The following is a 24672-nucleotide window of genomic DNA, read 5'->3' as shown; positions in this document are numbered from 1 at the left end:
CCACACGAGAGCACAGCCATGAAAACCGCTACCCTTCGCACCTTGTGCGCACTGCTTCTGCTTATCTCCCTCAGCGCCTGCGTCAACAACTCGCCAGCAGTCATGCTGGTCACCTATGCCGATGGTACTCGGGGCCTCAAGACGCCCGTGGATACAGGTGCACCGGGCCCCTCCCAAGGCGACCTGTTTGTCTATGACCAACCTTTGCAGGATCAGGGCGGACAGGACATCGGCAGCAACAGCGGCTACTGCGTCACCACACTGCCTGGTGCTCACAGCCAGTGTCAGTGGACATTGATATTCATGGATGCCACCGGGAACATCGTAGGTACCATTGTCGTAGGCGGACAAGAGCATGAAACAGGCCTTTCCACCGTAGCCATTCTGGGCAGCACCGGGAAGTATGGAGGTTTTACAGGACACATGAATTCCGAACCCATGCCCGACGGCAGATTCAAGCAAACCTTGTATCTGGTTCCCCGCTGACCCTGCAAAAACGCCGCTCATGAAGACGCGGCGTTTTTTATTGAAGTAAGATATTTCCTTCATTCGCATCTCCCCTCCCACGCCTTCGCAGTGGTAGTGTGTGGAAATGTTTCTGACAGTTTGATCAGAAACTTCCCACTTACTACCTGCAAAGGAATGCGTCTTTCCATGCACTTTCCACTCAAGCAACTGGCCGCTGCCACCCTGTTCGCGGCGAGCCTTTCGGCCATCACCAGCCCCGCTTTCGCCAACATCACTCCAGACCAAAGCACAGCGATTCTGAAGCATTTCAACGAAACCTCCGTCACCGATTTCCGTGGTTTCCTCGGCACCCTGGCCAAGGGCGACCTGGGCAAGACCAGTGACGTGGGCCCGGCGATCAGTGCGTTTCTTGATAACAAAACCTTGAGCGCGGATCAGCAGAACGAGATCAATCGCCTGCTCGGTATCTACACCCGAGTGAAGTACGGCAAGGCCGCCACCGAAACCCTGCGCGAGCTGGTGGAAATCCCGACCTTTAACGTCGATGGTGTGCCGCAGTACAAGAACCCGGAATTCATCAAGATCGCCGGCAAGATCCAGGACCTGGCCAAGGCCTTTAACCTGAACTTCCGCAACATTGATAACCGTGTGTACGAAATTTCCCTGGAAGGCAGCGGCGATGAAGTCGTCGGCATCCACGCCCACGCCGATGTGGTGCCGGTGACGCCGGAGAATTGGGTGCTGAAAGACGGCACCAAGCTCGACCCGTTCAAAGTCACGCTGATCGGCGACCGCATGTATGGCCGTGGCACCGAGGATGACAAGAATGGCATCGTGGTCGCCATGTACGCCATGAAAGTGATCAAGGAAGAGAAGCTGCCGCTGGCGCGCAACTTCAAGCTGCTGGTGGACACCACCGAAGAAACTTCCGGCGACGCGATCCCCTACTACTTCGAAAAGAATCCGACACCGCAATACAACCTGGCACTGGACGGTGGCTACCCGGTGGTGATTGCCGAAAAAGGCTACGGCACGGTGATGGCGACGTTCCCGCGTCGCAAGGGTGAAGGCAAAGGCGCGGAAATCATCTCGATGACCGGCGGCATGGCTACCAACCAGATTCCGTCGGCGTCGGTGGCGACGTTTGTCACCGACAAGCCAGCCGAATTGGCCGCCAGCCTGCAAAAAGCCGGCACTGAATACGCCAAGAACAACGGTGGCGATTTTGAAGTGGCCGCCAAGGTCGACGGCAAAAACGTCAAGCTGACGGTCACCGGCGTGTCCGCTCACTCGTCCGAGCCGGAGTCTGGGGTCAACCCGGTCGCGCGCATGCTGGAGCTGATCCACAGCGTCGACGGCAAAATCGCCCTCAAGCACAACCACATCACTGACGCCGCGCGTTATGCGTCCGACAACTGGGGCCTGGATTACCTGGGCGGCAAGTTGGGCGTGGGCTTCTCCGATGAGTTCATGGGGCCGCTGACCACCTCGCTGACCTTTGTCGGCCTGGATGACAAAGCCTTCAAGCTGGCGGTGAACCTGCGGGTGCCAAAGGGCAAGTCGCCGGAGAAACTCAAGGCCGAGATTGCCGACAAACTGAGCGCCTGGGACAAGCAATCCAAGGTCAAGGTGGACTTCACCTACTTGGTCGCAGAGCCGATGTACCGTAACCCTGAAGGCGAATGGGTCAAGGCCCTGCTCGCAGTGTCCACCGAAAACCTGGGTATGGAGCACAAGTTCGGCACCTCGGCCGGCGCGACCTCCGTGCATGAACTGCCCAACGGCGTGCAATTCGGCCTGGCGCGTCCGGAAGTGAAGTACACCGGGCACACCGACAACGAGTTCAAGACCGTCGACCAGTTCCTGCTGGACCTGCAGATCGTCACCGAGATGATGGGCCGTATCGGCCAGTTGCCGAAGCTCTGATAAAAAGCAGCCCGCCGCAACGGCGGGCTCTTCAGGCTTGGAGCATCAACATATCCTCGAAAAAACCACCGACCGGTTCCGTGGGATGGCACAGCTGGATTTCCAGCACCCAGGCCATTTCGCTCGGCGGGATCTCCAGGTCCGCCAGCACCTTGCTCTCGAACAACGCGTGGGGGAAATCCGCAAGGCGGTGCCCTGCAAGGTTACGCGCCAGCCTCCAGCCTTTTGACACCGCGCTCTGTTCGGCAAAGTCATACAGTTCGCGACCTGTGAGGCCGCGCATCCAGGCTTCGCGAGTTTCGTCGAACACCTCATGCAGTGCGGTCTTGCACGCCAGGTGCAGCGGCGCGTCACCGAACACAAAGGTATCGCCGTAGTCGCCTTCGTAACCGTCCCACACCGGGCCCAAATCAACCACGACGATATCGGTGGCGCGCAGCCTGCGCTGGCGGTCAATGCCTTCGCGCGGTGGGCGTACTGTGTCGTCGCCAAAGCGGATATACGTCGGGTGCCACGTGTGGGACGCGCCCATGGCCTGCAGTTGTTCGGCGGCCATGTCGAGGGCTTCGCCGGTGGTCATGCCAACCTTCAGGCGACTGGCGATCGCCGCCAGGGCGCGGATGGATTGGTCACGGGCCGCCAGCATGCCGTCAAACGAGTAGCGCGGGCCGACTTTTTCCCAGATCGGGTCAAACGCGGGTGACGGCGTTAGCGCGCCGGAGCGCCCACTCGGCACAAAGGCCTCGGCGACAAACCGGTGAGCCGGCAAACCTGCGTCGAGGCACTGCTCGCGGGCCTGGCGGATCATTGCGCCGTTACCACACGCGTACACCTGAGCGTGCTCCCAGGCATGCCCGTGACTCAACGCAACCTCCTGCACCCTGCCCTGCGACGCCAGCACCGGATGCCAGCAAAATCGCGGATGCTCGGCGCTCGCGTCAGCCAGGAAGGCACGGTCATAAAAGTCCGTCGGTTGCGCCCCGCCCCAGTACAGCGTGACCTCGATGTTGCGTGCCAATGCAGTCAGCAGTATCGGCTTGATGCCCGCATAACCGGTGCCGGTGGCGAACAGGACGACAGGGCTGTCGTCCGTGTCCTGCCAGGTGCAGGCACCAAAAGGTCCTTCCAGTTGCACCAGATCGCCGGCTTCCAGGTCGCCCAGGATGGCCTCGGAAAACAGCCCGCCGCTGACCCGGCGAATCTGGAAGACCAGGCGCCCATCGTCTTCGGCCGGCAGGTTGGCGATCGAGAAACACCGCGAGTCACCGTCAACCAGTCGGAACTTGAGGTACTGGCCCGCCCGCACCGCCAATGGTCTATCCGGCATCACCACCAGCTCAACAATGTCGGGGGCCAGCGCGCGCTTGCTCACGACCTGTGCCTCGACCATCAGCACCGGCGTGTCCAGCGACCAGCCGGGGATTTCCAGGCGCATGTCGCCGCAGGCATGGCTCTGGCACAACAGCATTTCATTCGCCGCCAACGGATAGCACGGCGCGGGGGCACCTGGCCCCAGCTGCTTGGCCCGGTACTCCCCTTCTGCGACCACCACCTTGCACGATCCACAGGCCCCGCGCCGGCAGGAAAACGGCACGGACAGGCCATTGGCGAGCATCGCATCGAGCAACAGCTCGTCACCGGCCTCAAAGGTTTTCCCCGAGGGGGACAGTTCGATGACATGACGTGTATTCATAACAACCTCGGGGTGAGTGAGGCTTGATTGTTGCGCTAGACTAGGCCCATTAAAACCTCCAGTTTTGGATACTTCAGATGGTCCAGATGCGAAAATGGCGCCCGCTGCTCAAGCTGGACGAAAGTGGCAACCAGGCGTCCTACCGCAAGATTGCCGAAGGCCTGGTGACTGCAATCGTGGAAGGCCGTCTGCCGCCCGGCACCTTGCTGCCCGGCACGCGGGAAATGGCGCAGTTGCTCGACGTCAACCGCAAGACCGTGATCCTGGCCTACGAAGAGGCCCTGACCAAAGGCTGGCTGGTCAGCGAGCCGCGACGCGGGACCTTCGTCAATGCGCAGTTGACGCCCAAGCCATTGCCGAGTCGCGCGCAGCAGTCCTTCGCACCGCCCATCCTGGCGCAGGCGAACGCCCCGTATTTCACTCAGAACGCCCAGGTGACGGCCCTGCAGCATCGGCAGGGGGCGCTGTTTTTCGATAACGGCACCAGCGACCACCGTTTGCTGCCCCAAGCCGTCCTGCATCGCTATTACCGCAATGCCCTGCGCAACAGCTTTGCCTCCAACACCGTGCGCTATGGCAGTGAAGGCACCGGCTATGAGCTGCGCTGCGCGCTGGCCGAGATGCTGCGCAATAACCGTGGGCTGACGGTCAGCGCCGAGAATATCTGCCTGACCCAAGGCACCCAGATATCGCTGTACCTGACCGCCAGCCTGCTGCTCAAGCCGGGCGATGTGGTACTGGTGGAGCGCCTGAGCTACCCGCCGGCATGGGAGATTTTTCGCAAGCTGGGCGCGCAACTGGTCACGGTGGACGTAGACGACGAAGGCTGTCGAACGGACCAGATCGACCGCCTGTGTCGCGAACATAACGTGCGGATGATCTATCTCACGCCGCATCACCAATTCCCTACCACCGTGAGCCTGCACGCAGCACGGCGGCAACAGCTGCTGGCATTGGCGGCGCAGCACGACTTCTGCATCATCGAAGAAGACTACGACCACGAATATCACTTTAACGGACGGCCCTACCTGCCCTTGGCCAGCGACCGCTCGCAACGCCATGTGATCTATGTCGGGTCGTTATCCAAGGCGCTCGGCTCAACGTTTCGCTGCAGTTATGTGGTCGCCCCCGCGCCGGTGGTTGAAGCCCTGCACAGCAACGCTGCATTGATGCTGGGGGACGCCGATGCAGTGGCGCAGAAGATGCTCGCGGACCTGATCAACAACGGCGAACTCAAGAAGCACCTGCGCCGGGTATCGAAGGAATACCGTGCACGCCGCGAAACCTTGCAGACATGCCTGCATGCGGCGTTTGGGGAGCGGATCAGCGTGCGGGAGCCCGAAGGCGGGCTGGCGCTGTGGGTGCGGTTCGACGATCAGATAAACGTCGACCAGATGGTGGCAACCGCCGTGGACCATGGGCTGGTCGTGCGCAGTGGCCGGCAATTTTCGCCGCTGGACCAGCCAGAAAATGCGCTGCGCCTGGGCTTCGCCTCACTCAACCAGGACGAGATCCGCGAGGCTACATTACGCCTGGCCAACGCGGTGAACGCGCACGCACACGCGCAAAAAAATGCCGATCATCACTGATCGGCATTCGGTCAAAGCGGCAGCAGGAAGCGGGATTTCTCTTCGGCCCGGGCAAGCTCCGGGAATTCCAGCAGCAACGCCCGGTTGCCCCGGCCAATATGCTCCATCACCGCCCGCGTGATGTACTCACGCACCATGCCCGTCGAGACGTAATACATGGCCCAGGCTTGTTCGGGCGTACAGTGGCCGATCTGCTCTTCGATTTCCTTGTACGCACTGTCATCGTTCGACTTCACGTCACGCTGATAATAGCCTTGGCCCATGATTGATCTCCTTGACTGGAACGTCTGCGACAGCTGCATAGCCAACCGCTGGACATGCCTATTCATTCACGCGATCACGTCCCACTCTTCACCTTGGTCCACACACGCGTGCGGATCCGCTCCAACTTCAAGGGCAGCGGCTCAAGGGGCACCAAGGTGGCAATGGTCTCTTTGGACGGATAGATCCAGGGGTTGTCGCGCAACTTCTGCTCGACCAACTCGGTGGCATCCTTGTTGGCGTTGGGGTACAGCGTGTGGTTGGAGCTCTTGGCTATGACATGCGGGTCGAGCATGTAGTTGATAAACGCCAGGCCTTGCCGGGCATGGGGCGCATCCTTGAGCAGCACGAAGTTTTCCGACCACACCAGCCCACCTTCACGCGGCAGGCTGTAGGCGATCTTGCGGCCGGTTTTGTTTTTTTCATTGATGGCCTGCGCCGTCAGCGCCCCGCTCGCCCAGCCCACCACCACACAAATATTGCCGTCGGCAAAGTCAGCATCCGTTCTGGATGAATCGAAATAGAGCACGTAAGGGCGGATCTTCAGCAACAACGCCTGGGCTTTCTGGTAGTCCTCAGGGTTCTGGCTGTTGCTCGGCAGCCCGAGGTAATGCAAGGCGATCGAAATGATTTCACTCGGGGAGTCGAGCATCGCCACGCCACACGACTTGAGCTTGCTGATGTTCTCTTCCTTGAAGATCAGGTCCCAGCTGTCCACCGGAGCATCGTCGCCCAGGGCGGCCTTGACCTTGTCCACGTCATAACCAATGCCGGTGGTGCCCCACAAGTAAGGCACGGCGTAGCGGTTACCGGGGTCATTGGCTTCGAGCAGTGCCAGCATCGCTGGATCGATGTGCGAGAAATTACTCAGTTGGGAGCGGTCCAACGGTGCAAGCACGCCGGCCTGGATCAGGCTGGGCAAGACATTTGAGGTGGCGACGACGACGTCATACCCGGTGCGTCCGGCCATGACCTTGCTCTGCATGATCTCGGCGCTGTCGAAGGCATCCAAGTGCATCCGGGTACCGGTTTTCTGCTCGAATTCCTTCGGCGTTTCCGGCGCGATCAGCCCGAACCAGTTGTACAGGTTGACCCGTGATTCGGCCGCCGAAACCGGCGCACTGACACATAGGCAGACCAACACAGACATAAAAATGCCGCGCAAATGGGGTTGACTCATATAGCTATCCTTGTCAAAAACGACAGGCCATCATGGCCTTCATCCATTGGGGGGTGAATATACTCGGCACGTCCGATTAGTAAATACCTATAAGTACTTAGCCCCGTTCAACGCATCACTAACCCTAAAGGGGTAGTAAATGTCGCTCGACCTTCACAACCTGGCCTGGCATCGGTCGGCCGGGACGCTGATCATGCAGCTCAACCGCCCGGCCTTCTGGAGCTCGCTGGTTCGCGTGTTAAAGGAATACGTGCAGATCGACAACTGGGTGGTGCTGATCTTCAGCGACCAACACGTGCGGGTCATCAGCATGACCGAAGTCGCCGATGCGGATGAAGTGGACGCGCTGACCCAGCGCTATGTAAAGGGGCTGTACCTGCTGGACCCGTTTTACATCGCCAACCGAGAGCAGCCGCAGAGTGGTTTTTTTCACCTGTCCGACATTGCGCCGGAGCACTTCCTGACCACCGAGTACTACCACCAATATTTTGCCCAGTACGTCAGCGTGGATGAGGTGCAATACAACGTCCAGCTTGATGCCGACAGAACGTTGTGCATTTCATTGGGCAGCAACGTGCGCTACAGCCCACAGCAGATCACCACGCTGGACATCATCAAGCCCTGGGTGATGGCATTGATGCATCAACGCATGTGCTTTGAGAGCGATGCAGAAAAAAGCCAGGCCGAGCCGCCGCCTTGGTCAGAGGCCATCGTGCAATTGGGCGCACAAATCACTGTGCGGGAAAAAGATGTGCTCAGGTTGCTGTTGAGCGGTTTTTCCAACAAAGAAATCGCCGGCAAGCTGAACCTGTCGACGGAGACCATCAAAGTCCACCGTCGCAACCTCTACAACAAACTGAACATCAAGTCTCAATCCGAGCTGTTTGCGCGTTTTTTCATGCCCGGGCAGGAAGCCCTCACAGCGCACTGAACGGCGCCGCAGCAGGCCTGCGGCGTTTGCGCACAAATCACGCACACACAAAAACGCCGATCATCGCTGATCGGCGTTTTCATTGAATATGGAGCGGGAAACGAGACTCGAACTCGCGACCCCGACCTTGGCAAGGTCGTGCTCTACCAACTGAGCTATTCCCGCAAATGGCGTCCCCTAGGGGACTCGAACCCCTGTTACCGCCGTGAAAGGGCGGTGTCCTAGGCCACTAGACGAAGGGGACACACAACTGAAACACATGGTGTGTATTTCAGTGTCCAGAGATTAAATCCGAAGATTATGCCCTGGTTTCACTCAGTACCGCCCGAAGGCAACACTGCTTAAATTTGGAGCGGGAAACGAGACTCGAACTCGCGACCCCGACCTTGGCAAGGTCGTGCTCTACCAACTGAGCTATTCCCGCATATTGGCGTCCCCTAGGGGACTCGAACCCCTGTTACCGCCGTGAAAGGGCGGTGTCCTAGGCCACTAGACGAAGGGGACACACGTACAACATTCACTCCCTACCGCGTTTCGCTGTGTGCTTTACGCTGTAAGTGGCGCGCATTCTATGGATGGATTGAAAGGTCGTCAACCCCCAAGGATAAATTTATTTAAATCAATGACTTCGCCCTGCTTTCCGGGCCCTGGCGGGCATTCTGCCCGTCCGGCCCTTGACGCCTATATTCTGGCGCCCGACAAGACGCTATAGTTCGTTCCAGCAAATGATGGCAATGTGCATCCATGCAGGGAACGCCTTTCTATATAGAAGCAAAGTACCCGGGCAACTGGTCGATCAGTCCTATCCGCCGGATGGCCCAGTCACTACACTCCACTGTAAACCCTATAAAGAGGTCACACCGGTGACACCACTCATGATCACCCTGCTGGTAATAGCCGGGATCGCAATACTGATCGCCATTGGCTACATGAACCACGTGGTGGAAAACAACAAGCTGGAAAAGAAGCGCACCGAGATCGAACTCAACGATCGCCTGCGCCGCTGCGGTGAAATCACCGAGACCTTCCCCGGCCAGTTGATGACCCCGGCGCTCAAGCTGTTACTGACTCGCCTGGAACTCAACGTCAACCAGCGCCTGTTGAACCTCAACAAAGGCAGCGCACCGATCAAGGCCCGCATTGCCGAGCTGAATACGCTGGTGGCCCAGGGTGAATCCATCCCGGTGAACAACCCACCCGCGCCGATCCAGACCGAAGCCAAGGCCAAGGACGTGCGCTTCCTGCTCGAAGCCCTGCATGGCCAAGTCACCCGCGCGGCCCAGGACGGTTTCCTGCCGGCCAACGAAGCCAAGCACTGGATCAGGGAAATCCGCCATATCCTGGTGTTGCTGCACATCGAATTCTTCAACAACCTCGGCCAGCACGCCCTGCAACAAGGCCAACCGGGTCAGGCACGCCTGGCCTTCGAACGTGGCGTGCAGTACCTGCGCAAACAGCCGGAGCCGGTGATCTACAGCGCACAACTGCAACAACTGGAAGCCCAACTGGCCCGCGCCAACTCCACCGTGCTGACCAACAGCAAACCGGCCGAAGACGAAGTCAACGAACTGACCGAAGGCCTCAAGGTGGTCGACGCCGACGCCGAGTGGAAGAAAAAAGTTATTTACGACTAATGATGCCCTCTCAGTGCATAGGTGCCTAACAACGCTGTAACCACCACCCCCAAACCACGATGCGAAGCGAGTCGCTGTTGATCGTGATCGTGATCGTGATCTTGATCTTGATCTTGATCTCGCTTTTGATCTTAGGCGCCCCGTCAAACACGCTGGCCGAAATTCGACAGGGATTTGGGGGGTAAACCGGCAGGGATGCCGGTTTAGCCGCCCCGCGCCATGGATGGCGCGTGGCGGCGGCCCCCCAAATACCTGTCGGATTACGGGCATACCGAGCCTAGGCGAGGTACCGAGTGTTGGGGCAAGAGCGTTTTGCTTACTTTTGCGCTGTTCAAAAGTGAGCCGCCGTAAGGGCGGAACCCATAGCAGCCGTGACCCAAATAACGGATATGTACCCGGTCAGATCCAACATCCTGGTCGGCTGGCAGGCCGCCATCGCAGGCAAGCCAGCTCCCACATTTTTAAATCTCGGGATGACAGTTAGATTGTGGTCGGCTGTCAGGCCGCCTTCGCAGGCAAGCCAGCTCCCACATTTTTGGATTGCGGGGTGACAGTTAGATTGTGGTCGGCTGTCGGGCCGCCTGCGCAGGCAAGCCAGCTCCCACATTTTTGAATCGCGGGGTGACAGTTAGATTGTAGTCGGCTGTCGGGCCGTCTTCGCAGGCAAGCCAGCTCCCACATTTTTCAATCGCGGGGTGACAGTTAGATTGTGGTCGGCTGTCAGGCCGCCTTCGCAGGCAAGCCAGCTCCCACATTTTTGAATCGCGGGGTGACAGTTAGATTGTGGTCGGCTGTCGGGCCGCCTTCGCAGGCAAGCCAGCTCCTACAGTTTGGATCTCGGGGTGACAGTTAGATAGCTGTGGCTTGTGGTCCAGCACCATCCCCAGACGCCCCCTGTGGCAAACCCAGTTCGCCACATGCCATCACTTTGCATCTATCCCCCCGCCTCCGACTAGCGTACAAAAGTGCCCCTTACTCCACGAAGTCAGAGGCCTGCTATGCCTGTCGCCGTCATTGATGGACAACCACTGCACTACGTCGACCAGGGCTCAGGCCCCGTCGTCCTGCTGGGCTCAAGCTACCTATGGGGCGCCGACATGTGGGCGCCGCAGATCGAAGCCCTGTCGCAACAATACCGCGTGATCGTGCCCGAGCTGTGGGGCCATGGCGAATCCGGCCCACTGCCGGCGCACACCCGCTCTCTTGACGACCTCGCGCGCCAGGCCCTGGCCTTGCTGGACCAACTGGACATCCCCCAGATCAACCTCGTGGGGCTCTCCGTCGGAGGCATGTGGGGCGCACGCCTGGCGTTGCTGGCGCCGCAGCGCATCAACAGCCTGGTGCTGATGGACACGTACCTGGGCGCCGAGCCCGAAGCCACGCGCCAGTACTATTTCTCGCTGTTCAAGATGATCGAAGATGCCGGTGCCATCCCTGAGCCCTTGCTGGACGTGGTCGCGCCGATCTTTTTCCGCCCGGGTATCGACCGCGAATCAGCGCTGTACCAGGATTTTCGCAGGCAATTGCAGGGCTACTCCAAAGAGCGCCTGCTGCAGAGCATCGTGCCCCTGGGCCGCTTGATCTTCAGTCGCGAGGCTGTGCTGGAGCAGTTGCCACGCCTGGACGCCGACACCACCCTGGTGATGTGTGGCGAGCAGGACAAACCACGCCCACCCGCCGAGTCCGAGGAAATGGCCGGCCTGATTGGCTGCAGCCTGATCCTGATTCCAGAGGCGGGCCATATCAGCGCCCGGGAAAATCCGGACTTCGTCAACGAAGCGCTGCTGACCTTCCTCGCCAACAACGCCTGACCCCCCTTCCCTGTGATCGCTGCGCCAACGCGGCGATCACAGGCGGAAATGCCCCACCATCCCTTTGAGCTCCGCCCCCAACTGCGCCAGCTGGATGCTCGACGCGGCGTTGCCCTGCATGCTCAGCGCCGACTGATCGGCACTGGCGCGGATACTGGTGACACTGCGGTTGATCTCTTCGGCCACTGAGCTTTGCTCCTCGGCGGCCGCGGCGATCTGCTGGTTCATCTGCTGGATCAACGACACCGCCACGGCGATGCTGCCCAGGGCACTCTCGGTTTCCAGGGCGTCGCTCACCGCCAGCTTTACGAGCTCCCCGCTTTGCTGGATCTGCTGCACCGACGACTGGGCCGCGCTGCGCAAGCTACTGATCAGGCGCTCGATTTCTTCGGTGGATTGCTGGGTACGCTTGGCCAGGGCCCGTACTTCATCCGCCACCACCGCAAAGCCACGCCCTTGCTCGCCGGCACGGGCGGCTTCGATGGCGGCGTTGAGGGCCAGCAGGTTGGTCTGTTCGGCCACGCTCTTGATCACACTCAACACCGTGCCGATATTCTGGATCTCGACGCTCAGGCTCTCGATGCTGGCGCTGGCACTGGTGCTGGAGGTGGCGAGCAATTCAATGCGCTGCAGACTTTGGCGCACCACCTGCTGGCCACTGTCGACCTTGTCGTCTGCGGTTTGTGCAGCTTGCGCGGCCTCTTCAGCGTTGCGTGCCACGTCGTGTACCGTGGCGGTCATCTGGTTCATCGCCGTGGCGACCTGCTCGGTTTCTTCTTTCTGGCTGCTGACCTCGACGTTGGTCTGCTCGGTGACGCTGGACAGCGAATGCGCCGAGCTCGCCAGTTGCTCGATACCGGCTTGCAGGCCGCTGACCATCTGGCTGAGGCCGTTGCCCATCTGTTGCATGGCCTGCATCAGTTGGCCGATTTCATCGCGACGGCTGACCTCCATGCGCCCGCTCAAGTCGCCGGCGGCAATCTGTTGGGCTACCGCGATCACACTGCGCAGCGGGGCGACGATCAACCGGGTAATCACCCACGCCGCAATCAACCCTACCAGCAAGGCCAGGGCCGACGAGCCGATGATCAGCATCGCGCTTTTCTTCAACTGCCCCTGCATGGACTGGTCTTCAGCGTCATACGCCTGGTTGACCCGGCTGACTACCTCACCCGCGCGGTCATGCAGCTGTTTGTAGACCACCTTCTCCTGGGCCAGCAAGCCGGTGTACTCACCGAGTTTTTCACTGAAGGCGGCAATATGCCCGGACACTTCGTTGAGCACAGTCTGGTAGCCGGGGTCCTTGACCGAGGTCTTCAGTTGCTCGACCTGGGCCAAAGCCTGGTCGGCCTGCTCGATCTTGCCCTGTTCGGTTTCTTCCTCGCTCACCTTGCGGCTCTGGTCCAGGCGCACCCGCGCTTCGTTCATGGCTTGCAGCATCAGGCGCGACACCTGGCTGACTTGCCCGGCCTGCTCGATGAATTCGGCACCCTCCTTGCCCTGGCTTTCCTTGAGGCCATAGGCACCGTCATCTGCCAGCCCGGCTTGCAGCACATCGAGGTTATTGGCCACGCTGGACACCGACCAACTGGCCATTTCCAACGCCAGGTCCTTGGTCTGGGTCAGTTCGACAAACTCATCGAACGCCTTGCGGTAAGCGGCCAGGGCCTGCTCGACGTCGGTCATGACCGGCACATTGGTCGCCGACTGGGCCTTGAGGCTCGCGGCAAGGGCCGCCAACGCGTCGACACTTTCATGCAGCGCGTCGACGGCCTTGGGGTCGGCATGCAGCGCGTAGTCCTGCTCGATCAGGCGCACTTTGAGCAAGCCGCTGTTGAGCGAGGACATGGCCTTGAGGCCTTCGAAACGCTGGCCAACGGTTTGCAGGGACCACACGCCGATCGCCGCGACCACCGCCGTCAACAGCAGCACCAGGGTGAAGCCCAAGCCCAGTTTTTTTGCCATACCGAGGTTGGCGAATTGTCGTTGCACGGCCGAAATCATTGCACTTGAATCCTCTTGCAATGGCAATTGCCATCGAGCCCGGTTTACACAGGCGAGATTCGCAACCACAAGGCACTGAGCACAAGTCGTTGGCGCCACAATAATGGCAAAAAGCTACACGCTCGTCGTTTTCAGAATGGTCGAGGTCGATCTGGCGGGGCCCATGGCCCGGAACAACGCCAAGGCGCGTTGATCCGCCGCATAGGCTACATTAATGCGCAGCCAGTCGCAGGGCTCATGGGTTGGACTGAACAGCGCCCCCGGCGATAACAAAACCCCGAGCCGCCGCGCACAAGCCTGCAACCGCGACCGATCCCCCGACCCCGGCCGCGCCCACACAAACATCCCGCCGGCCGGAGCAGTGAACACCTCCCACTCCTCGTCTTCCAGCACCTGCAACGTGGCAGCCATTTGCGCATTCAGGCGCTTGCGCAAACGCTGCACCCACTTGCGGTAGGTGCCGTTGGCCAGCAGCGTGGCCACCACCGCCTCGGCAAATCGCGAGGTACCGAAGCCGGTCAAGGTCTTGAGACTGGCCAATTGCCCGATGATCGCCGCGCTGGCACTCAGGTAACCCACGCGCAAGGCGCTGCTCAGGGTCTTGGAAAAACTCGATACGTAGATCACCCGGTCATCATGGGGCAACGCCGAAAGCCGTGTGCAACTGGCGTGCTGCAGGTCGCCGAAGACATCCTCTTCGATGATCAGGAAATCTTCGCGGCGCGCCAGCTCCAGCAAACGCTCGGCCACCGTGCGGCTCAGGCTGGAGCCGGTGGGATTGTGGTACAGGCTGTTGATGAACAGGCACTTGGGCCGATGCTGCTGCAACAGCGTTTCCAGCGCCGGGATGTCCGGGCCACCGCGAGTGCGTGGCACCAGCAGCAGTTGCACGCCGTGGAACGCCAATTGCCGATAAAGGTTGCCGTACCCCGGCGTTTCGACCACCACGCAATCGCCGGCCTTGAGCAATGTGCGGATCAGCAGGTCCTGGGCATGGCTGGCGCCGGCCGTGGTGAGGATGTGGTCAAGATGGGTAGCGATGTGGACCTGGCCCAGGCGCTTGAGCAATTGCTCGCGCAACGCGGGCAGCCCCAAGGGCGTGCTGTAGTTGAACAGGCCAGCGGTGTCGGTACGGGTCACTTCGCGGACCGCGTAACTGATGTCATCGCTTTCACGCCAGGTATCCGGCAACCAGCCGCAGCCCAGTTTCAGCTCACCCAACGGGTTATCGGCGAAGGCTCCCCAGTCTTGCTCGGCCCCTTCGTACCACTGGCCTTCGTGCGACGTCGGCGGTTGGGCAACGCTGAAACCCGAACCTTGTTTTGAAACCAGCACTCCCTGCGCGACCAATCGTTCAAACGCCTCGATCACGCTGGACTGGCTGAGCAGGTTATCAAGGGCCACCTGGCGAACGGACGGTAAGCGTGTGCCAGGGCTCGCCCCACTCGTGCGAATCCATTGCGCCACCGCGCTGATGATTTGCTGCACCACCGGTACAAGGGCTTGTCGATCGATCCCTAAATCCATGCGCCACTCACTTCACTGTCTGTTATTCAACCCAAGACAGTTAAGCACAGAAGCCCACCCCGGCCGCTCGCCAAGTTTTATTAAAGTATTGATTTTATTGAGTTATTTACCTGTTGATACACAATCTGACAAGGCACGGTGCCAGCTATGGAAATACCTCACGCCCCCCACACCGTTTTCGAATGAAGGGCGACCCGAGGTCCTAGATAGCCGTCGCGCCACCGTCCACCGCCAAGGCTTGGCCGGTGGTAAAGGCCGCACCGTCGCTGCACAGGTACAGCACCGCGCTGGCGATTTCCTCGACCTTGCCAATGCGTCCCACCGGGTGCATGGCGGCGGCAAATTCGGCCTTGCGTGGGTCGGCTTCGTAGGCACGCCGGAACATATCGGTATCGATCACGGCCGGGCACACCGCATTGACGCGGATTTTCTTCTTCGCATACTCGATGGCCGCCGATTTGGTCAGGCCGATCACGGCATGCTTGGACGCGGCATAAATGCTCATCTTAGGCGCCGCGCCCAGCCCCGCGACCGATGCAGTGTTGACGATCGCCCCGCCGCCCTGGGCCAGCAGCAGCGGCAATTGGTGCTTCATGCACAACCACACGCCCTTGACGTTGACCCCCATGATCGCGTCGAACTCATCCAGGCTGCCGTCAGCCAGCTTGCCTTTCTCAATCTCGATGCCGGCATTATTGAAGGCGTAGTCCAGGCGGCCATAGGCGGCGAGGGTCTGGGCCATCAATTGCTGTACTTCGGCTTCCTGCGTGACGTTGCAGCGCACAAACAGCGCTTCGCCACCGGCCTGGTGGATAAGGGCGACGGTGCCTTCACCGCCCGCTGCATCCAGGTCGGCAACCACTACCTTCAAGCCTTCGGCGGCGAACGCCAGCGCGGTAGCGCGGCCAATACCGGCGGCGGCGCCAGTCACCAGGGCAACCTGGCCGGAAAACGTCATGCTCATGGAAGATGTCCCGTGGGAAAAATAACTGTGGGTCGAGTCTAGCCAACGCCGCGCCGAGCGCGTCAGCACTATCAGAAGGCCAGTTGAGGCTGCATGAATCGCAGTGATAAGAGCCACCGCCCGACTATCAGCAGTGCCTATCGAGCGGCATTCGCGCCCTCGGTGAACCTTGCTCCCAGACTGTTCAAGGTCTATCACTTCAGGTTCATTTCCAGAAGAGTCGCTGCCATGACCGCCCAGACCAATCGCCAATTCCTGCTCGCCAAGCGCCCGGTCGGCGCGGCCACCCGGGAAACCTTCACCTATCAGGAAGTGCCCGTGGGCACGCCCAAGGACGGCCAGGTGCTGGTGCGCAATGAATACCTGTCCCTCGATCCCGCCATGCGTGGGTGGATGAATGAAGGCAAGTCCTACATCCCGCCGGTCGGCATCGGTGAAGTAATGCGCGCCCTCGGCGTGGGCAAAGTGATTGCCTCGAACAACCCAAAGTTTGCGGTCGGCGACTACGTCAACGGCGCCTTGGGCGTACAGGACTACTTCCTGGGCGAGCCTCGGGGTTTCTACAAGGTTGACCCGACACTGGCCCCGCTGCCCCGTTACCTGTCGGCCCTGGGCATGACCGGCATGACGGCTTACTTCGCCCTACTGGACACCGGTGCGCCCAAGGCCGGCGAAACCGTGGTGATCTCCGGTGCGGCCGGTGCCGTGGGCAGCATTGCTGGGCAAATCGCCAAAATCAAAGGCTGCCGCGTGGTGGGCATTGCCGGCGGCGCAGACAAATGCAAGTTCCTGGTGGACGAACTCGGCTTCGATGCGGCTATCGACTACAAAAGCGAAGACGTACCCGCCGCACTCAAGCGCGAGTGCCCCAAAGGCGTAGACGTGTATTTCGATAACGTCGGCGGCGACATTCTCGACGCAGTGCTCAGCCGCCTGGCATTAAAAGCCCGCGTGGTGATTTGCGGTGCCATCAGCCAATACAACAACAAGGAAGCCGTGAAAGGCCCGGCCAACTACCTGTCACTGCTGGTCAACCGCGCACGCATGGAAGGCTTTGTCGTCATGGATCACGCCGCCCACTTCGCCGCCGCCGGCCAAGAAATGGCCGGCTGGATGGCCCAGGGCAAACTCAAGAGCAAAGAAGACATCGTAGAAGGGCTGGAAACCTTCCCCGAGACGCTGATGAAGCTATTCAACGGCGAAAACTTTGGGAAACTCGTACTCAAAGTCATCTGAAAAAGCTGCCCCAACGTAACCACGATGCGAAGCGAGCCGCTGTTGATCGTGATCTTGATCTAGCTTTTGATCTGGCTTTTGACCTTAGGCGCCCCGTCAAACACGCTGGCCGGAATTCGACAGGGATTTGGGGGGTAAACCGGCAGGGATGCCGGTTTAGCCGCCCCGCGCCATGGATGGCGCGTGGCGGCGGCCCCCCAAATCCCTGTCGGATTACGGGCACACCGAGCCTAGGCGAGGTGCCGAGTGTTGGGGCAAGAGCCCTTTGGTTACTTTGGGGCTCTTTTCCAAAGTGACCCGCCGTAAGGGCGGAACCATTAGCAGCCGTTACCCGAGTAACGGATATGTACTCGGTCTGATCCAACATCCCGGTCGGCTATCAGGCCGCCTTCGCAGGCAAGCCAGCTCCCACATTTTTAGATCGCGGGGCTACAGTTAGAGAGTGATCGGCAGTCAGGCCGTCTTCGCAGGCAAGCCAGCTCCCACATTTGGATTGCGAGGTGACAGTTAGATTGTGGTCGGCGTTAGGTCGCCATCGCTGGCAAGCCAGCTCCTACAGTTAGATCGCGCGGTGATAGTTAGATTGTGGTCGGCTGTCGGGCCGCTTTCGCAGGCAAGCCAGCTCCCACAGTTTTGGATCGCGGGGTGACAGTTGGAGAGTGGTCGGCTGTCGGGTCGTCTTCGCAGGCAAGCCAGCTCCCACAGTTTTGGATCGCGGGGTGACAGTTGGAGTGTGGTCGGCTGTCGGGCCGCCTTCGCAGGCAAGCCAGCTCCCACATTTGGATCGCAGGGCAGCAGTTGAAGAGTGGTCGGCAGTTATGCCACCGTCGCTGGCAAGCCCGCTCCCTCACTTGGATCGCGGGGCTTCAGTCAGACAGCGGCCATCGGTCAGGCCGCCTCCAACAGGACGTCTCGGTCAGGCGATTTCGGCAACAACCGCCGCCAACGCCTTGGCCGGATCAGCCGCCTGGCTGATCGGCCGGCCGATCACCAAGTAATCGGAGCCCGCATCCAACGCCTGCCGCGGCGTCAAAATGCGCCGCTGATCATCCTGGGCACTGCCCGCCGGACGAATCCCCGGGGTCACCAGTTGCAGCGACGGGTGCGCAGTTTTCAACGCCTGGGCTTCCAGCGCCGAACACACCAGGCCATCAAGGCCAGCTTTCTGTGCCAGCGCTGCCAGGCGCAACACCTGCTCCTGAGGCTCAATGTCCAAGCCAATACCGGCCAGGTCCTCACGCTCCATGCTGGTCAGCACAGTCACACCGATCAGCAACGGCTTAGGCCCGCTACGCTGTTCCAGCACTTCACGGCAGGCACTCATCATGCGCAGGCCACCGGAGCAATGCACGTTGACCATCCACACGCCCATCTCGGCGGCAGCCTTGACCGCCATGGCAGTAGTGTTCGGGATATCGTGGAATTTCAGGTCGAGGAACACCTCGAAACCTTTGTCACGCAAGGTGCCGACGATTTCTGCGGCGCAACTGGTGAACAGTTCCTTGCCGACCTTGACCCGACACAGCTTCGGGTCCAACTGGTCAGCCAGCTTCAGTGCGGCGTCACGAGTGGGGTAATCCAGGGCGACGATGATAGGAGTCTGGCAGACGGACATTGGAATGGGCTCTCAGGCAAGTCGAAATCGGCGCGGATTGTAGCGCAAGCAGCGCCGTTGCGGGATCCGATGATCGGTAAATACTGACCAAGCGCCATTGGGCGGGCGTTTTCGGGCAATTATTTCAAAGCTGATACATTCACGACATGCCCCCAACACGCCCCACGGCTAGCCTCGCTCGCACGACCCACCGACCAGCACTTCCAGCCATGGGGCTGGGCGCCTATGCTGACCGCAACAACAGGGCAGATGATCGCATTATGCATACCCCTTCCGTCTCCATGACCGACGAGCAAAAAGGCGCGGTGATCGTTGATGATGATGTGCCGATCCGCGAACTGCTGATCGACTACCTCGCCCGCTTCGGCATCCTGGCCACCGGTGTCACCGACGGCACCGCCATGCGCCAGGCCATGCAGGCCGAAACCTTTGACGTGGTCGTGCTCGACCTGATGCTGCCAGGCGAGGACGGCTTGTCGCTGTGCCGCTGGCTGCGCGCGGAATCGGACATCCCGATCCTGATGCTCACCGCCCGCTGTGAACCCACCGACCGCATCATCGGCCTGGAGCTGGGCGCCGACGACTATATGTCCAAGCCCTTCGAGCCGCGTGAGCTGGTGGCACGCATCCAGACCATCCTGCGTCGCGTGCGCGATGACCGCACCGAACAGCGCGCCAATATCCGCTTCGACAACTGGCGTCTTAATAGTGTGCTGCGCCAACTGGTGGCCGACGATGGCCTGGTGGTGCCGCTGTCCAACGCCGAATTCCGCCTGCTCTGGGTGTTTATCGAGCGTCCGCGTCGGGTGCTGAGCCGCGAGCAATTGTTGGATGCCGCCCGTGGCCGCTCGATCGAAGCCTTTGATCGCAGCATTGACTTGCTGGTGTCGCGCCTGCGGCAGAAACTCGGGGATGACCCCAAGGCGCCGCAACTGATCAAGACCGTACGCGGCGAAGGCTACCTGTTCGACGCCCGGGATATCGGCTGATGCGCAACGCCTTCAACACGCTGTTCGGTCGGCTGTTTGGCGTGTTGTTGGTGGCCATTGTGCTGGCCCACGTGCTGGCAATCTCCTGGTTTCGCTACTACGGCCCGCCCCCGCCGCCACCGCCCCGGGAAGTCTTCGTGGAGCAGCCGGACGGATCCATGAAGCCGCTGCACAAGGAGCATCGCCGCCCCTGGTTCGGTGGCCCGGTGGTGCCGCTGACGTTCCAATTCATCTCGCTGATCATTGCTGCCTGGTACGGCGCCAAGCTGCTGAGCCGGCCGATCCAGCGCCTGAGTGAAGCCGCCGAGCGCTTGAGCCTGGACCTCGACAGCCCACCTCTCGACGAGTCGGGGCCACGGGAGGCACGGCAGGCAGCGTCGACCTTCAACCTGATGCAACGACGTATCCGCGAACAGGTCAGCCAGCGTGCGCGCATGCTCGGCGCGGTGTCCCATGACCTGCGCACCCCGCTGTCACGCCTCAAGCTGCGCCTGGAACAGATCGAAGACACCAAGCTGCAGGGCCAGATGCGCCAGGACCTCGACGACATGATCGGCATGCTCGACGCCACGTTGAGCTACCTGCACGAGCAACGCACCAGCGAAACCCGGCATTGGCTGGACGTGCAGGCGTTGGTGGAGTCGATGAGCGAAAACGCCCAGGACCAAGGCTCTGATGTGCAATTCGCCGGCACCTGCGCGCCGCTGCAGGTGCAGCCGATGGCCTTGCGTTCGTGCCTCAACAACCTGATCGACAACGCCTTGCGCTATGCCGGCACGGCGCGCATCGAACTGACGGACAGCCGCGAAGCCCTGGTCATCCGCGTGATCGACCACGGCCCCGGCATCGCGGCGGACAAGCGCGAGGCGGTTTTCGAGCCGTTCTATCGGCTTGAGGGCTCACGCAACCGCAACTCCGGCGGGGTCGGCCTGGGCATGACGATTTCCAAGGAGGCTGCGGAGCGCCTCGGCGGTCGACTGGAACTCGAAGAAACCCCAGGCGGTGGCTTGACTGCAGTGATGTGGTTGCCCAGGACCTGACCCCGGTTCCCATGGATCACAGCGGTTTGTCTTCTCGGCGTCCCTGGGCCTGGGTCGCACTCCAATCCATCAACAGGCTATAGGCCACCGCCAGCAGGGTCGGGCCGATAAACAGGCCGATGAAACCGAAGGCGATCAAGCCGCCGAACACCCCGAGCAGCACAATCACCAGCGGCAGGTTGCCGCCACGGCTGATGAGGTAGGGTTTGAGCACGTTGTCCACGCCGCTGATGATGAACGTGCCCCACACACCGAGGAACACCGCGTAGGTGTAGTCGCCTTTCCAGGCCAGCCAGGCCGTGGCCGGGATCCACACCAGCGGCGGGCCCATGGGGATCAGGCTGAGCAGGAAGGTGACGATACCCAGCACCAGCGCACCCGGCACGCCGGCGATCAGGAAACCGATCAGCGCCAGCACGGCCTGGGCGGCGGCGGTGCCGATCACGCCGTTGACCACCCGCTGGACCGTCCCCGCCACCAGTTCGATGTAGTAGCCGGCGCGGTCGCCGATCAAGCGCTCCAGCAGACGGTGGACGAACATCGCCAGGCGCGGCCCGTCCCGGTAGAAAAAGAATACGAAGACCAGGCTCAGGGTCAGCTCCAGGATTCCACCGCCGATCTGCGCACTGCGCGCCAGCAGCCAATTGCCGACTTGCCCCAGGTACGGCTTGATGCTGACCATCAAGGCTGCGCCCTGCTGGTCGATGCTGTCCCACATCGCCACCAGCCGTTCGCCGACAAAGGGGATCGAGCCAAGCCAGGTGGGCGCCTCCGGCAGGCCATCGACCTGGATATCCTTGATCAACGCCGTCGCATCGCGCACATGGTCTGCGAGATTGAAACCCAGCCACACCAGCGGCAGCGCCACCAGCAACATCCAGCACAACGTGAGGATGCCGGCGGCCAAGGATTCGCGACCGCCCAGCCAGCGCGTGAGCAGGACCATCAGCGGCCAACTGGCAAACGCCAGCACCGCGCCCCAGAACAGCGCCGACCAGAACGGCGCCATCACCCAGAAGCTGGCACCGAACAGCACCAGCAGCAGGATTTGCACCAGTAGGCGATCGTTATTGGGCATGGAGTATCTCTAGAAGAAGGCTGTAGGAAGAGAGCTTAGGCGAACGGCGCGGGTCCGCTCGCCTTGTGACGGTCAGCGTATCAGATGCAGGTGCAGGCCTTTGGTTTCAGCGGCGCCGGTTTCCATGCGCGCAGCGCGCACACCTTTGTCGACCAGGGCTTGGCGCCAGGCTTCGGCGTTCGGGCCGGTAAGGCTGACGCGCAAGGTGGTATCGAGGTTCAACCCACGGGAAATCAGGGTCAGCCAGGTGTCGTCAGGGTCGCCGCCGAGCGCGGGGAAGTCCAGCTCGCCGGTGCTTTTCAACTCACGCAACAGCGTGGCCGACGTGGGCAACAGGTCACCCAGCGGCGCGTTGGCATCCAATTGCTCCACATGCAGGTAGGCGCGGCGATTGCCGCGGGTGATGCCGTACAGCGCCACCAGGGAATTGTCCTGGGGGGCTGCCAGGCGCAGCAGCAGGTATTCCTGCTGGCCGTCGGCGCCCACCAGCTTGGCGTTGCCGAATACTTCATTGGCCCACAGGCTGCTTTCGCCGCAATCGCGGGCCTGGCACCAGAACAGTAACTGCGCGCCCTTCGCCTGCAACGCTTCGCGCGTTGCGGTAAAAGCTGCACTGGAGGTGTGTTCGGCGGGCAATTCGTAGGTAATTGCCGTGGCTTGCCCACGGGCGGTGGCCTGGCCTTCGTAACGCAGTTGGCCGCTGATCTTGCGGATCGCGCCCATAGGGTAGATGCGCTCCTTCTCTTCGGCCGGGCGGTAGTCGACGATCTGTGAGTCGACCTGACGGGACACTGCCGGTAAATCCTGGCTTCCCGGCACATCGGCGGCGAACACCAGGGGGCTGAAACAGCACAGCCCGAGGGCACGGATACATCCTTTACGAAGGCTCATCGGATCAATGTGCCCTGGCCATCGGAGAGCACAGCGGTGTTGAGATGGTTCATGGTTGACTCCCTTTCAATCCGCCCAGCCTCGGCAGTTGACCGCGCCAAGTCAAGGCGTGGAGAAGAACCGATTGAAACAGTCTGCAACAAGGACCGCGCCGGGCTCGTCATTCAGGTGTAAATGATGGCCACCCGGCAGCGTGGTTACCGTAAAAGGTAGCTGAGAAAGCAATTCGGAATGTTTCGCCAGCATGCCGTCGGCGGCCACCACCAACTGCGTAGGGCAACTTACCCGCCGCACGAAGGCCATCGCCTGCTCATCGGTCAGACGCACCGGCGACGCCAGGGTCAAGCGGCTGTCGGAACGCCAAGTATAGCCGCCCGGCACCGGCATCAAACCGCGCTGGGCCAGCAGTTCTGCGGCTTCACGGCTGACCGCCACCACGCCTTTCATGCGCGCCTCCACCGCTCGGTCCAGGGTGTTATAGACCGGCTTGCGCTTGTCCTGCAGGTTCAATTGCGCCTGCAACGCCATGCCCAGGCGCTCGGCGGCGTTCTCACCGCTGGCCGTCGGTGGGATCACACCGTCGATCAATCCCAGGTGCGTCACGCGCTCCGGCAACGCACCGGCCAGCACCAGCGACACAATGGCGCCGAGGGAGTGGCCAAGTAATGCAAAACGTTTCCAGCCCAGTTGCTCGGCGACTTGCAGCACATCGAAGACGTAATCCCACAAGGCATAACCGGCCCCCGTAGGACGATGCGCCGAATGCCCATGCCCGGCCATGTCCAGTGCAACGATGCGCAAGCCTTGGAGTTTCGGCGCCAGTCGCGCAAAGCTGTTGGCGTTGTCCAGCCAGCCATGCAGGGCGATCACCGGCAAACCGTCCTCGGGACCGAACAGATGGGCCGCCAGTTCGATATGCGGCAGGCTCAGGCGCACTTCTTCGACCGGTGTGCTCATGCGCAACTGCGCTCGCGGGCTTGCCAGCGGGAAAACAGGTTTTTGATCAAGGCCGCGGTGTCCTGGGGGCGTTCAAGGGGGAACATGTGGCCGCCGGGCATGGTGAGCATTTCGCCCATGGGCAGGCGCCCGACGCCGCTGGCGTGGTGACGCATCACCACCCGGCTCTGCCGGCCGCGCACCACCGCCAGCGGCACTTTCAACTGGCGCACCTGACCGGGGCTGGTGTGGGGCACGCCCCGGTAGATGCTGATTTCGGTGGCCGGGTCGAAACGCAGGCGCAGGCGGTCACCGACCTGGTGCAGGCCGTGTTGCAGGTAAGCGTCGAAGCATTCCGGGTCAAAGCCACGGAACAAGGTCTTGCCGGCGAAATAGCTGCGCGCGGCGTCCAGGTCGCTGAACTCTTCGCGGCGTCCCAGGGTGCGCCCGGCCGGGGTCAGGCGGTCGATAAAGCCGAAGCGCTTGGCCGCGCGGATCACCCAGCGGTCAGCACGGGTCAGCACCGGCGAATCGAGCATGACCACCCCGCGATACAGCTGCGGGCAGCGCATGGCCGCGTGCAGGTGCAATACGCCCCCAAGGGAATGGCCCACGCCCCACACCGGTTCAGGTTGCTGCTCCAGGTGATGGATCAACTCGTCCACCAGGTTCTGCCAGTTATCGTCCACCGGAAACCGGGGGTCGTGACCGTGCTGCGGCAGGTGAGCCACCGCGTATTCCGGGGCCAGCGCGGCGAACAACTTGCCGTAGGTGGCCGAGGGGAAGCCATTGGCGTGGGCAAAAAACACGTGCTGCGACATACCAGATCCATCTACAAAAACAGAGATTGATTGTCACCATGCCCGGCCGGCACAGCAATGACTGTAACTGCCAGGAAT

The 24672-nt window shown here is 61.1% G+C and carries 20 protein-coding genes, 4 tRNA genes and 1 pseudogene; 9 read left to right on the top strand and 16 right to left on the bottom strand.

All coding sequences use genetic code 11. The annotated features are described in order from the left end of the window. The first annotated feature begins 18 nt into the window (after window positions 1–18). Together KHP07_RS24565 and KHP07_RS24560 are read left to right on the top strand one after the other, a co-directional pair. A complete protein-coding gene (locus KHP07_RS24565) occupies window positions 19–486 on the top strand; it encodes a hypothetical protein (protein WP_214498165.1) in 468 nt (155 codons plus the stop codon). A gap of 168 nt (window positions 487–654) precedes the next feature. After that, complete coding sequence (locus KHP07_RS24560; RefSeq protein WP_214498164.1) at window positions 655–2394, top strand: dipeptidase; 1740 nt, start codon at window positions 655–657, stop codon at window positions 2392–2394. A gap of 31 nt (window positions 2395–2425) precedes the next feature. On the opposite strand, the gene KHP07_RS24555 is transcribed toward KHP07_RS24560, so the two are convergent. Then, window positions 2426–4087, bottom strand: a complete 1662-nt coding sequence (locus KHP07_RS24555) for a M24 family metallopeptidase (protein WP_214498163.1) — start codon at window positions 4085–4087, stop codon at window positions 2426–2428. A 77-nt stretch (window positions 4088–4164) separates the two neighbouring features. Here KHP07_RS24555 and pdxR point away from each other — a divergent pair, with 77 nt between their 5' ends. Continuing rightward, complete coding sequence (gene pdxR, locus KHP07_RS24550; protein WP_214498162.1) at window positions 4165–5676, top strand: MocR-like pyridoxine biosynthesis transcription factor PdxR; 1512 nt, start codon at window positions 4165–4167, stop codon at window positions 5674–5676. An 11-nt stretch (window positions 5677–5687) separates the two neighbouring features. Here the strand turns inward: pdxR and KHP07_RS24545 are convergent, their stop codons facing one another. Next, on the bottom strand, window positions 5688–5939 hold the full coding sequence (locus tag KHP07_RS24545) for a hypothetical protein (RefSeq protein WP_078047662.1): 252 nt from the start codon (window positions 5937–5939) through the stop codon (window positions 5688–5690). 74 nt (window positions 5940–6013) lie between these two features. After that, entirely contained in the window at window positions 6014–7117 is a 1104-nt protein-coding gene (locus KHP07_RS24540; protein WP_078047661.1) for a polyamine ABC transporter substrate-binding protein, read from the bottom strand. 139 nt (window positions 7118–7256) lie between these two features. Here KHP07_RS24540 and KHP07_RS24535 point away from each other — a divergent pair, with 139 nt between their 5' ends. Further along, window positions 7257–8048, top strand: coding sequence for a response regulator transcription factor (locus KHP07_RS24535; protein WP_078047660.1), 792 nt, complete (start codon window positions 7257–7259; stop codon window positions 8046–8048). An 89-nt stretch (window positions 8049–8137) separates the two neighbouring features. Here the strand turns inward: KHP07_RS24535 and KHP07_RS24530 are convergent. The 4 genes from KHP07_RS24530 to KHP07_RS24515 form a co-directional block, all read right to left on the bottom strand. Beyond that, window positions 8138–8213 (bottom strand) — tRNA-Gly (locus KHP07_RS24530). 3 nt (window positions 8214–8216) lie between these two features. Next, window positions 8217–8292, bottom strand: a tRNA-Glu gene (locus KHP07_RS24525). Between the two features lie 104 nt (window positions 8293–8396). After that, window positions 8397–8472, bottom strand: a tRNA-Gly gene (locus KHP07_RS24520). A 4-nt stretch (window positions 8473–8476) separates the two neighbouring features. Then, window positions 8477–8552 (bottom strand) — tRNA-Glu (locus tag KHP07_RS24515). A gap of 359 nt (window positions 8553–8911) precedes the next feature. Here KHP07_RS24515 and KHP07_RS24510 point away from each other — a divergent pair. Beyond that, complete coding sequence (locus KHP07_RS24510; protein ID WP_099493402.1) at window positions 8912–9682, top strand: hypothetical protein; 771 nt, start codon at window positions 8912–8914, stop codon at window positions 9680–9682. Between the two features lie 998 nt (window positions 9683–10680). Then, window positions 10681–11493 carry an alpha/beta fold hydrolase gene (locus KHP07_RS24505; protein ID WP_078047658.1) on the top strand — a complete coding sequence of 271 codons (813 nt, stop codon included), beginning with the start codon at window positions 10681–10683 and terminating at the stop codon, window positions 11491–11493. Window positions 11494–11529: 36 nt separating this feature from the next. On the opposite strand, the gene KHP07_RS30010 is transcribed toward KHP07_RS24505, so the two are convergent. From KHP07_RS30010 to KHP07_RS24490, 4 genes and pseudogenes are all read right to left on the bottom strand, one after another. Beyond that, window positions 11530–12372 (bottom strand): methyl-accepting chemotaxis protein, encoded by an 843-nt coding sequence (locus tag KHP07_RS30010; RefSeq protein ID WP_410896877.1) that lies wholly within the window; start codon window positions 12370–12372, stop codon window positions 11530–11532. 15 nt (window positions 12373–12387) lie between these two features. Further along, a pseudogene (locus KHP07_RS30005) lies at window positions 12388–12588 on the bottom strand (HAMP domain-containing protein); the annotation flags it as partial. A gap of 1023 nt (window positions 12589–13611) precedes the next feature. Next, entirely contained in the window at window positions 13612–15024 is a 1413-nt protein-coding gene (locus tag KHP07_RS24495) for an aminotransferase-like domain-containing protein (protein WP_214498161.1), read from the bottom strand. 202 nt (window positions 15025–15226) lie between these two features. Next, window positions 15227–15988 (bottom strand): SDR family oxidoreductase, encoded by a 762-nt coding sequence (locus KHP07_RS24490; RefSeq protein ID WP_078047655.1) that lies wholly within the window; start codon window positions 15986–15988, stop codon window positions 15227–15229. Between the two features lie 228 nt (window positions 15989–16216). Here KHP07_RS24490 and KHP07_RS24485 point away from each other — a divergent pair, with 228 nt between their 5' ends. Beyond that, entirely contained in the window at window positions 16217–17224 is a 1008-nt protein-coding gene (locus KHP07_RS24485) for an NADP-dependent oxidoreductase (RefSeq protein ID WP_099493398.1), read from the top strand. A gap of 916 nt (window positions 17225–18140) precedes the next feature. Here KHP07_RS24485 and pyrF read toward each other — a convergent pair. After that, window positions 18141–18839 (bottom strand): orotidine-5'-phosphate decarboxylase, encoded by a 699-nt coding sequence (gene pyrF / locus KHP07_RS24480; protein WP_010211681.1) that lies wholly within the window; start codon window positions 18837–18839, stop codon window positions 18141–18143. Window positions 18840–19099: 260 nt separating this feature from the next. On the opposite strand from pyrF, the gene KHP07_RS24475 reads away from it, so the two are divergent. Both KHP07_RS24475 and KHP07_RS24470 read left to right on the top strand, forming a co-directional pair. After that, window positions 19100–19828: a response regulator gene (locus tag KHP07_RS24475; protein ID WP_214498160.1), complete on the top strand. Its 729-nt coding sequence runs from the start codon at window positions 19100–19102 to the stop codon at window positions 19826–19828. After that, window positions 19828–20868, top strand: coding sequence for a sensor histidine kinase (locus KHP07_RS24470; protein WP_078047652.1), 1041 nt, complete (start codon window positions 19828–19830; stop codon window positions 20866–20868). Before KHP07_RS24475 ends, KHP07_RS24470 begins: the two co-directional genes overlap by 1 nt. 16 nt (window positions 20869–20884) lie before the next feature. Here KHP07_RS24470 and KHP07_RS24465 read toward each other — a convergent pair whose 3' ends face one another. The 4 genes from KHP07_RS24465 to KHP07_RS24450 form a co-directional block, all read right to left on the bottom strand. Next, on the bottom strand, window positions 20885–21946 hold the full coding sequence (locus tag KHP07_RS24465) for an AI-2E family transporter (protein ID WP_078047651.1): 1062 nt from the start codon (window positions 21944–21946) through the stop codon (window positions 20885–20887). Window positions 21947–22018: 72 nt separating this feature from the next. After that, window positions 22019–22837 carry a DUF4892 domain-containing protein gene (locus KHP07_RS24460; protein ID WP_078047650.1) on the bottom strand — a complete coding sequence of 273 codons (819 nt, stop codon included), beginning with the start codon at window positions 22835–22837 and terminating at the stop codon, window positions 22019–22021. A 102-nt stretch (window positions 22838–22939) separates the two neighbouring features. After that, on the bottom strand, window positions 22940–23794 hold the full coding sequence (locus KHP07_RS24455; RefSeq protein ID WP_099493396.1) for an alpha/beta hydrolase: 855 nt from the start codon (window positions 23792–23794) through the stop codon (window positions 22940–22942). Further along, entirely contained in the window at window positions 23791–24594 is an 804-nt protein-coding gene (locus KHP07_RS24450) for an alpha/beta fold hydrolase (RefSeq protein WP_078047648.1), read from the bottom strand. Before KHP07_RS24450 ends, KHP07_RS24455 begins: the two co-directional genes overlap by 4 nt. Window positions 24595–24672 lie beyond the last annotated feature (78 nt).

The sequence above is a fragment of the Pseudomonas sp. VS40 genome, assembly GCF_018587885.1.
In the GTDB taxonomy this organism is placed as follows: Bacteria; Pseudomonadota; Gammaproteobacteria; order Pseudomonadales; family Pseudomonadaceae; genus Aquipseudomonas; species Aquipseudomonas pergaminensis.
The sequence above is the reverse complement of the archived record's forward strand: the minus strand, read 5'-3'. Positions and strand labels throughout refer to the sequence as shown.

Excerpts from the sequence above, each read along its gene's own strand:
- KHP07_RS24565 (WP_214498165.1), top strand. The coding sequence starts at position 19 with ATGAAAACCGCTACCCTTCGCACCTTGTGCGCACTGCTTCTGCTTATC.
- KHP07_RS24560 (WP_214498164.1), top strand. The coding sequence starts at position 655 with ATGCACTTTCCACTCAAGCAACTGGCCGCTGCCACCCTGTTCGCGGCG.
- KHP07_RS24555 (WP_214498163.1), bottom strand. The coding sequence starts at position 4,087 with ATGAATACACGTCATGTCATCGAACTGTCCCCCTCGGGGAAAACCTTT.
- pdxR (WP_214498162.1), top strand. The coding sequence starts at position 4,165 with ATGGTCCAGATGCGAAAATGGCGCCCGCTGCTCAAGCTGGACGAAAGT.
- KHP07_RS24545 (WP_078047662.1), bottom strand. The coding sequence starts at position 5,939 with ATGGGCCAAGGCTATTATCAGCGTGACGTGAAGTCGAACGATGACAGT.
- KHP07_RS24540 (WP_078047661.1), bottom strand. The coding sequence starts at position 7,117 with ATGAGTCAACCCCATTTGCGCGGCATTTTTATGTCTGTGTTGGTCTGC.
- KHP07_RS24535 (WP_078047660.1), top strand. The coding sequence starts at position 7,257 with ATGTCGCTCGACCTTCACAACCTGGCCTGGCATCGGTCGGCCGGGACG.
- KHP07_RS24505 (WP_078047658.1), top strand. The coding sequence starts at position 10,681 with ATGCCTGTCGCCGTCATTGATGGACAACCACTGCACTACGTCGACCAG.
- KHP07_RS30010 (WP_410896877.1), bottom strand. The coding sequence starts at position 12,372 with ATGGTCAGCGGCCTGCAAGCCGGTATCGAGCAACTGGCGAGCTCGGCG.
- KHP07_RS24495 (WP_214498161.1), bottom strand. The coding sequence starts at position 15,024 with ATGGATTTAGGGATCGATCGACAAGCCCTTGTACCGGTGGTGCAGCAA.
- KHP07_RS24490 (WP_078047655.1), bottom strand. The coding sequence starts at position 15,988 with ATGAGCATGACGTTTTCCGGCCAGGTTGCCCTGGTGACTGGCGCCGCC.
- KHP07_RS24485 (WP_099493398.1), top strand. The coding sequence starts at position 16,217 with ATGACCGCCCAGACCAATCGCCAATTCCTGCTCGCCAAGCGCCCGGTC.
- pyrF (WP_010211681.1), bottom strand. The coding sequence starts at position 18,839 with ATGTCCGTCTGCCAGACTCCTATCATCGTCGCCCTGGATTACCCCACT.
- KHP07_RS24475 (WP_214498160.1), top strand. The coding sequence starts at position 19,100 with ATGCATACCCCTTCCGTCTCCATGACCGACGAGCAAAAAGGCGCGGTG.
- KHP07_RS24470 (WP_078047652.1), top strand. The coding sequence starts at position 19,828 with ATGCGCAACGCCTTCAACACGCTGTTCGGTCGGCTGTTTGGCGTGTTG.
- KHP07_RS24465 (WP_078047651.1), bottom strand. The coding sequence starts at position 21,946 with ATGCCCAATAACGATCGCCTACTGGTGCAAATCCTGCTGCTGGTGCTG.
- KHP07_RS24460 (WP_078047650.1), bottom strand. The coding sequence starts at position 22,837 with ATGAGCCTTCGTAAAGGATGTATCCGTGCCCTCGGGCTGTGCTGTTTC.
- KHP07_RS24455 (WP_099493396.1), bottom strand. The coding sequence starts at position 23,794 with ATGAGCACACCGGTCGAAGAAGTGCGCCTGAGCCTGCCGCATATCGAA.
- KHP07_RS24450 (WP_078047648.1), bottom strand. The coding sequence starts at position 24,594 with ATGTCGCAGCACGTGTTTTTTGCCCACGCCAATGGCTTCCCCTCGGCC.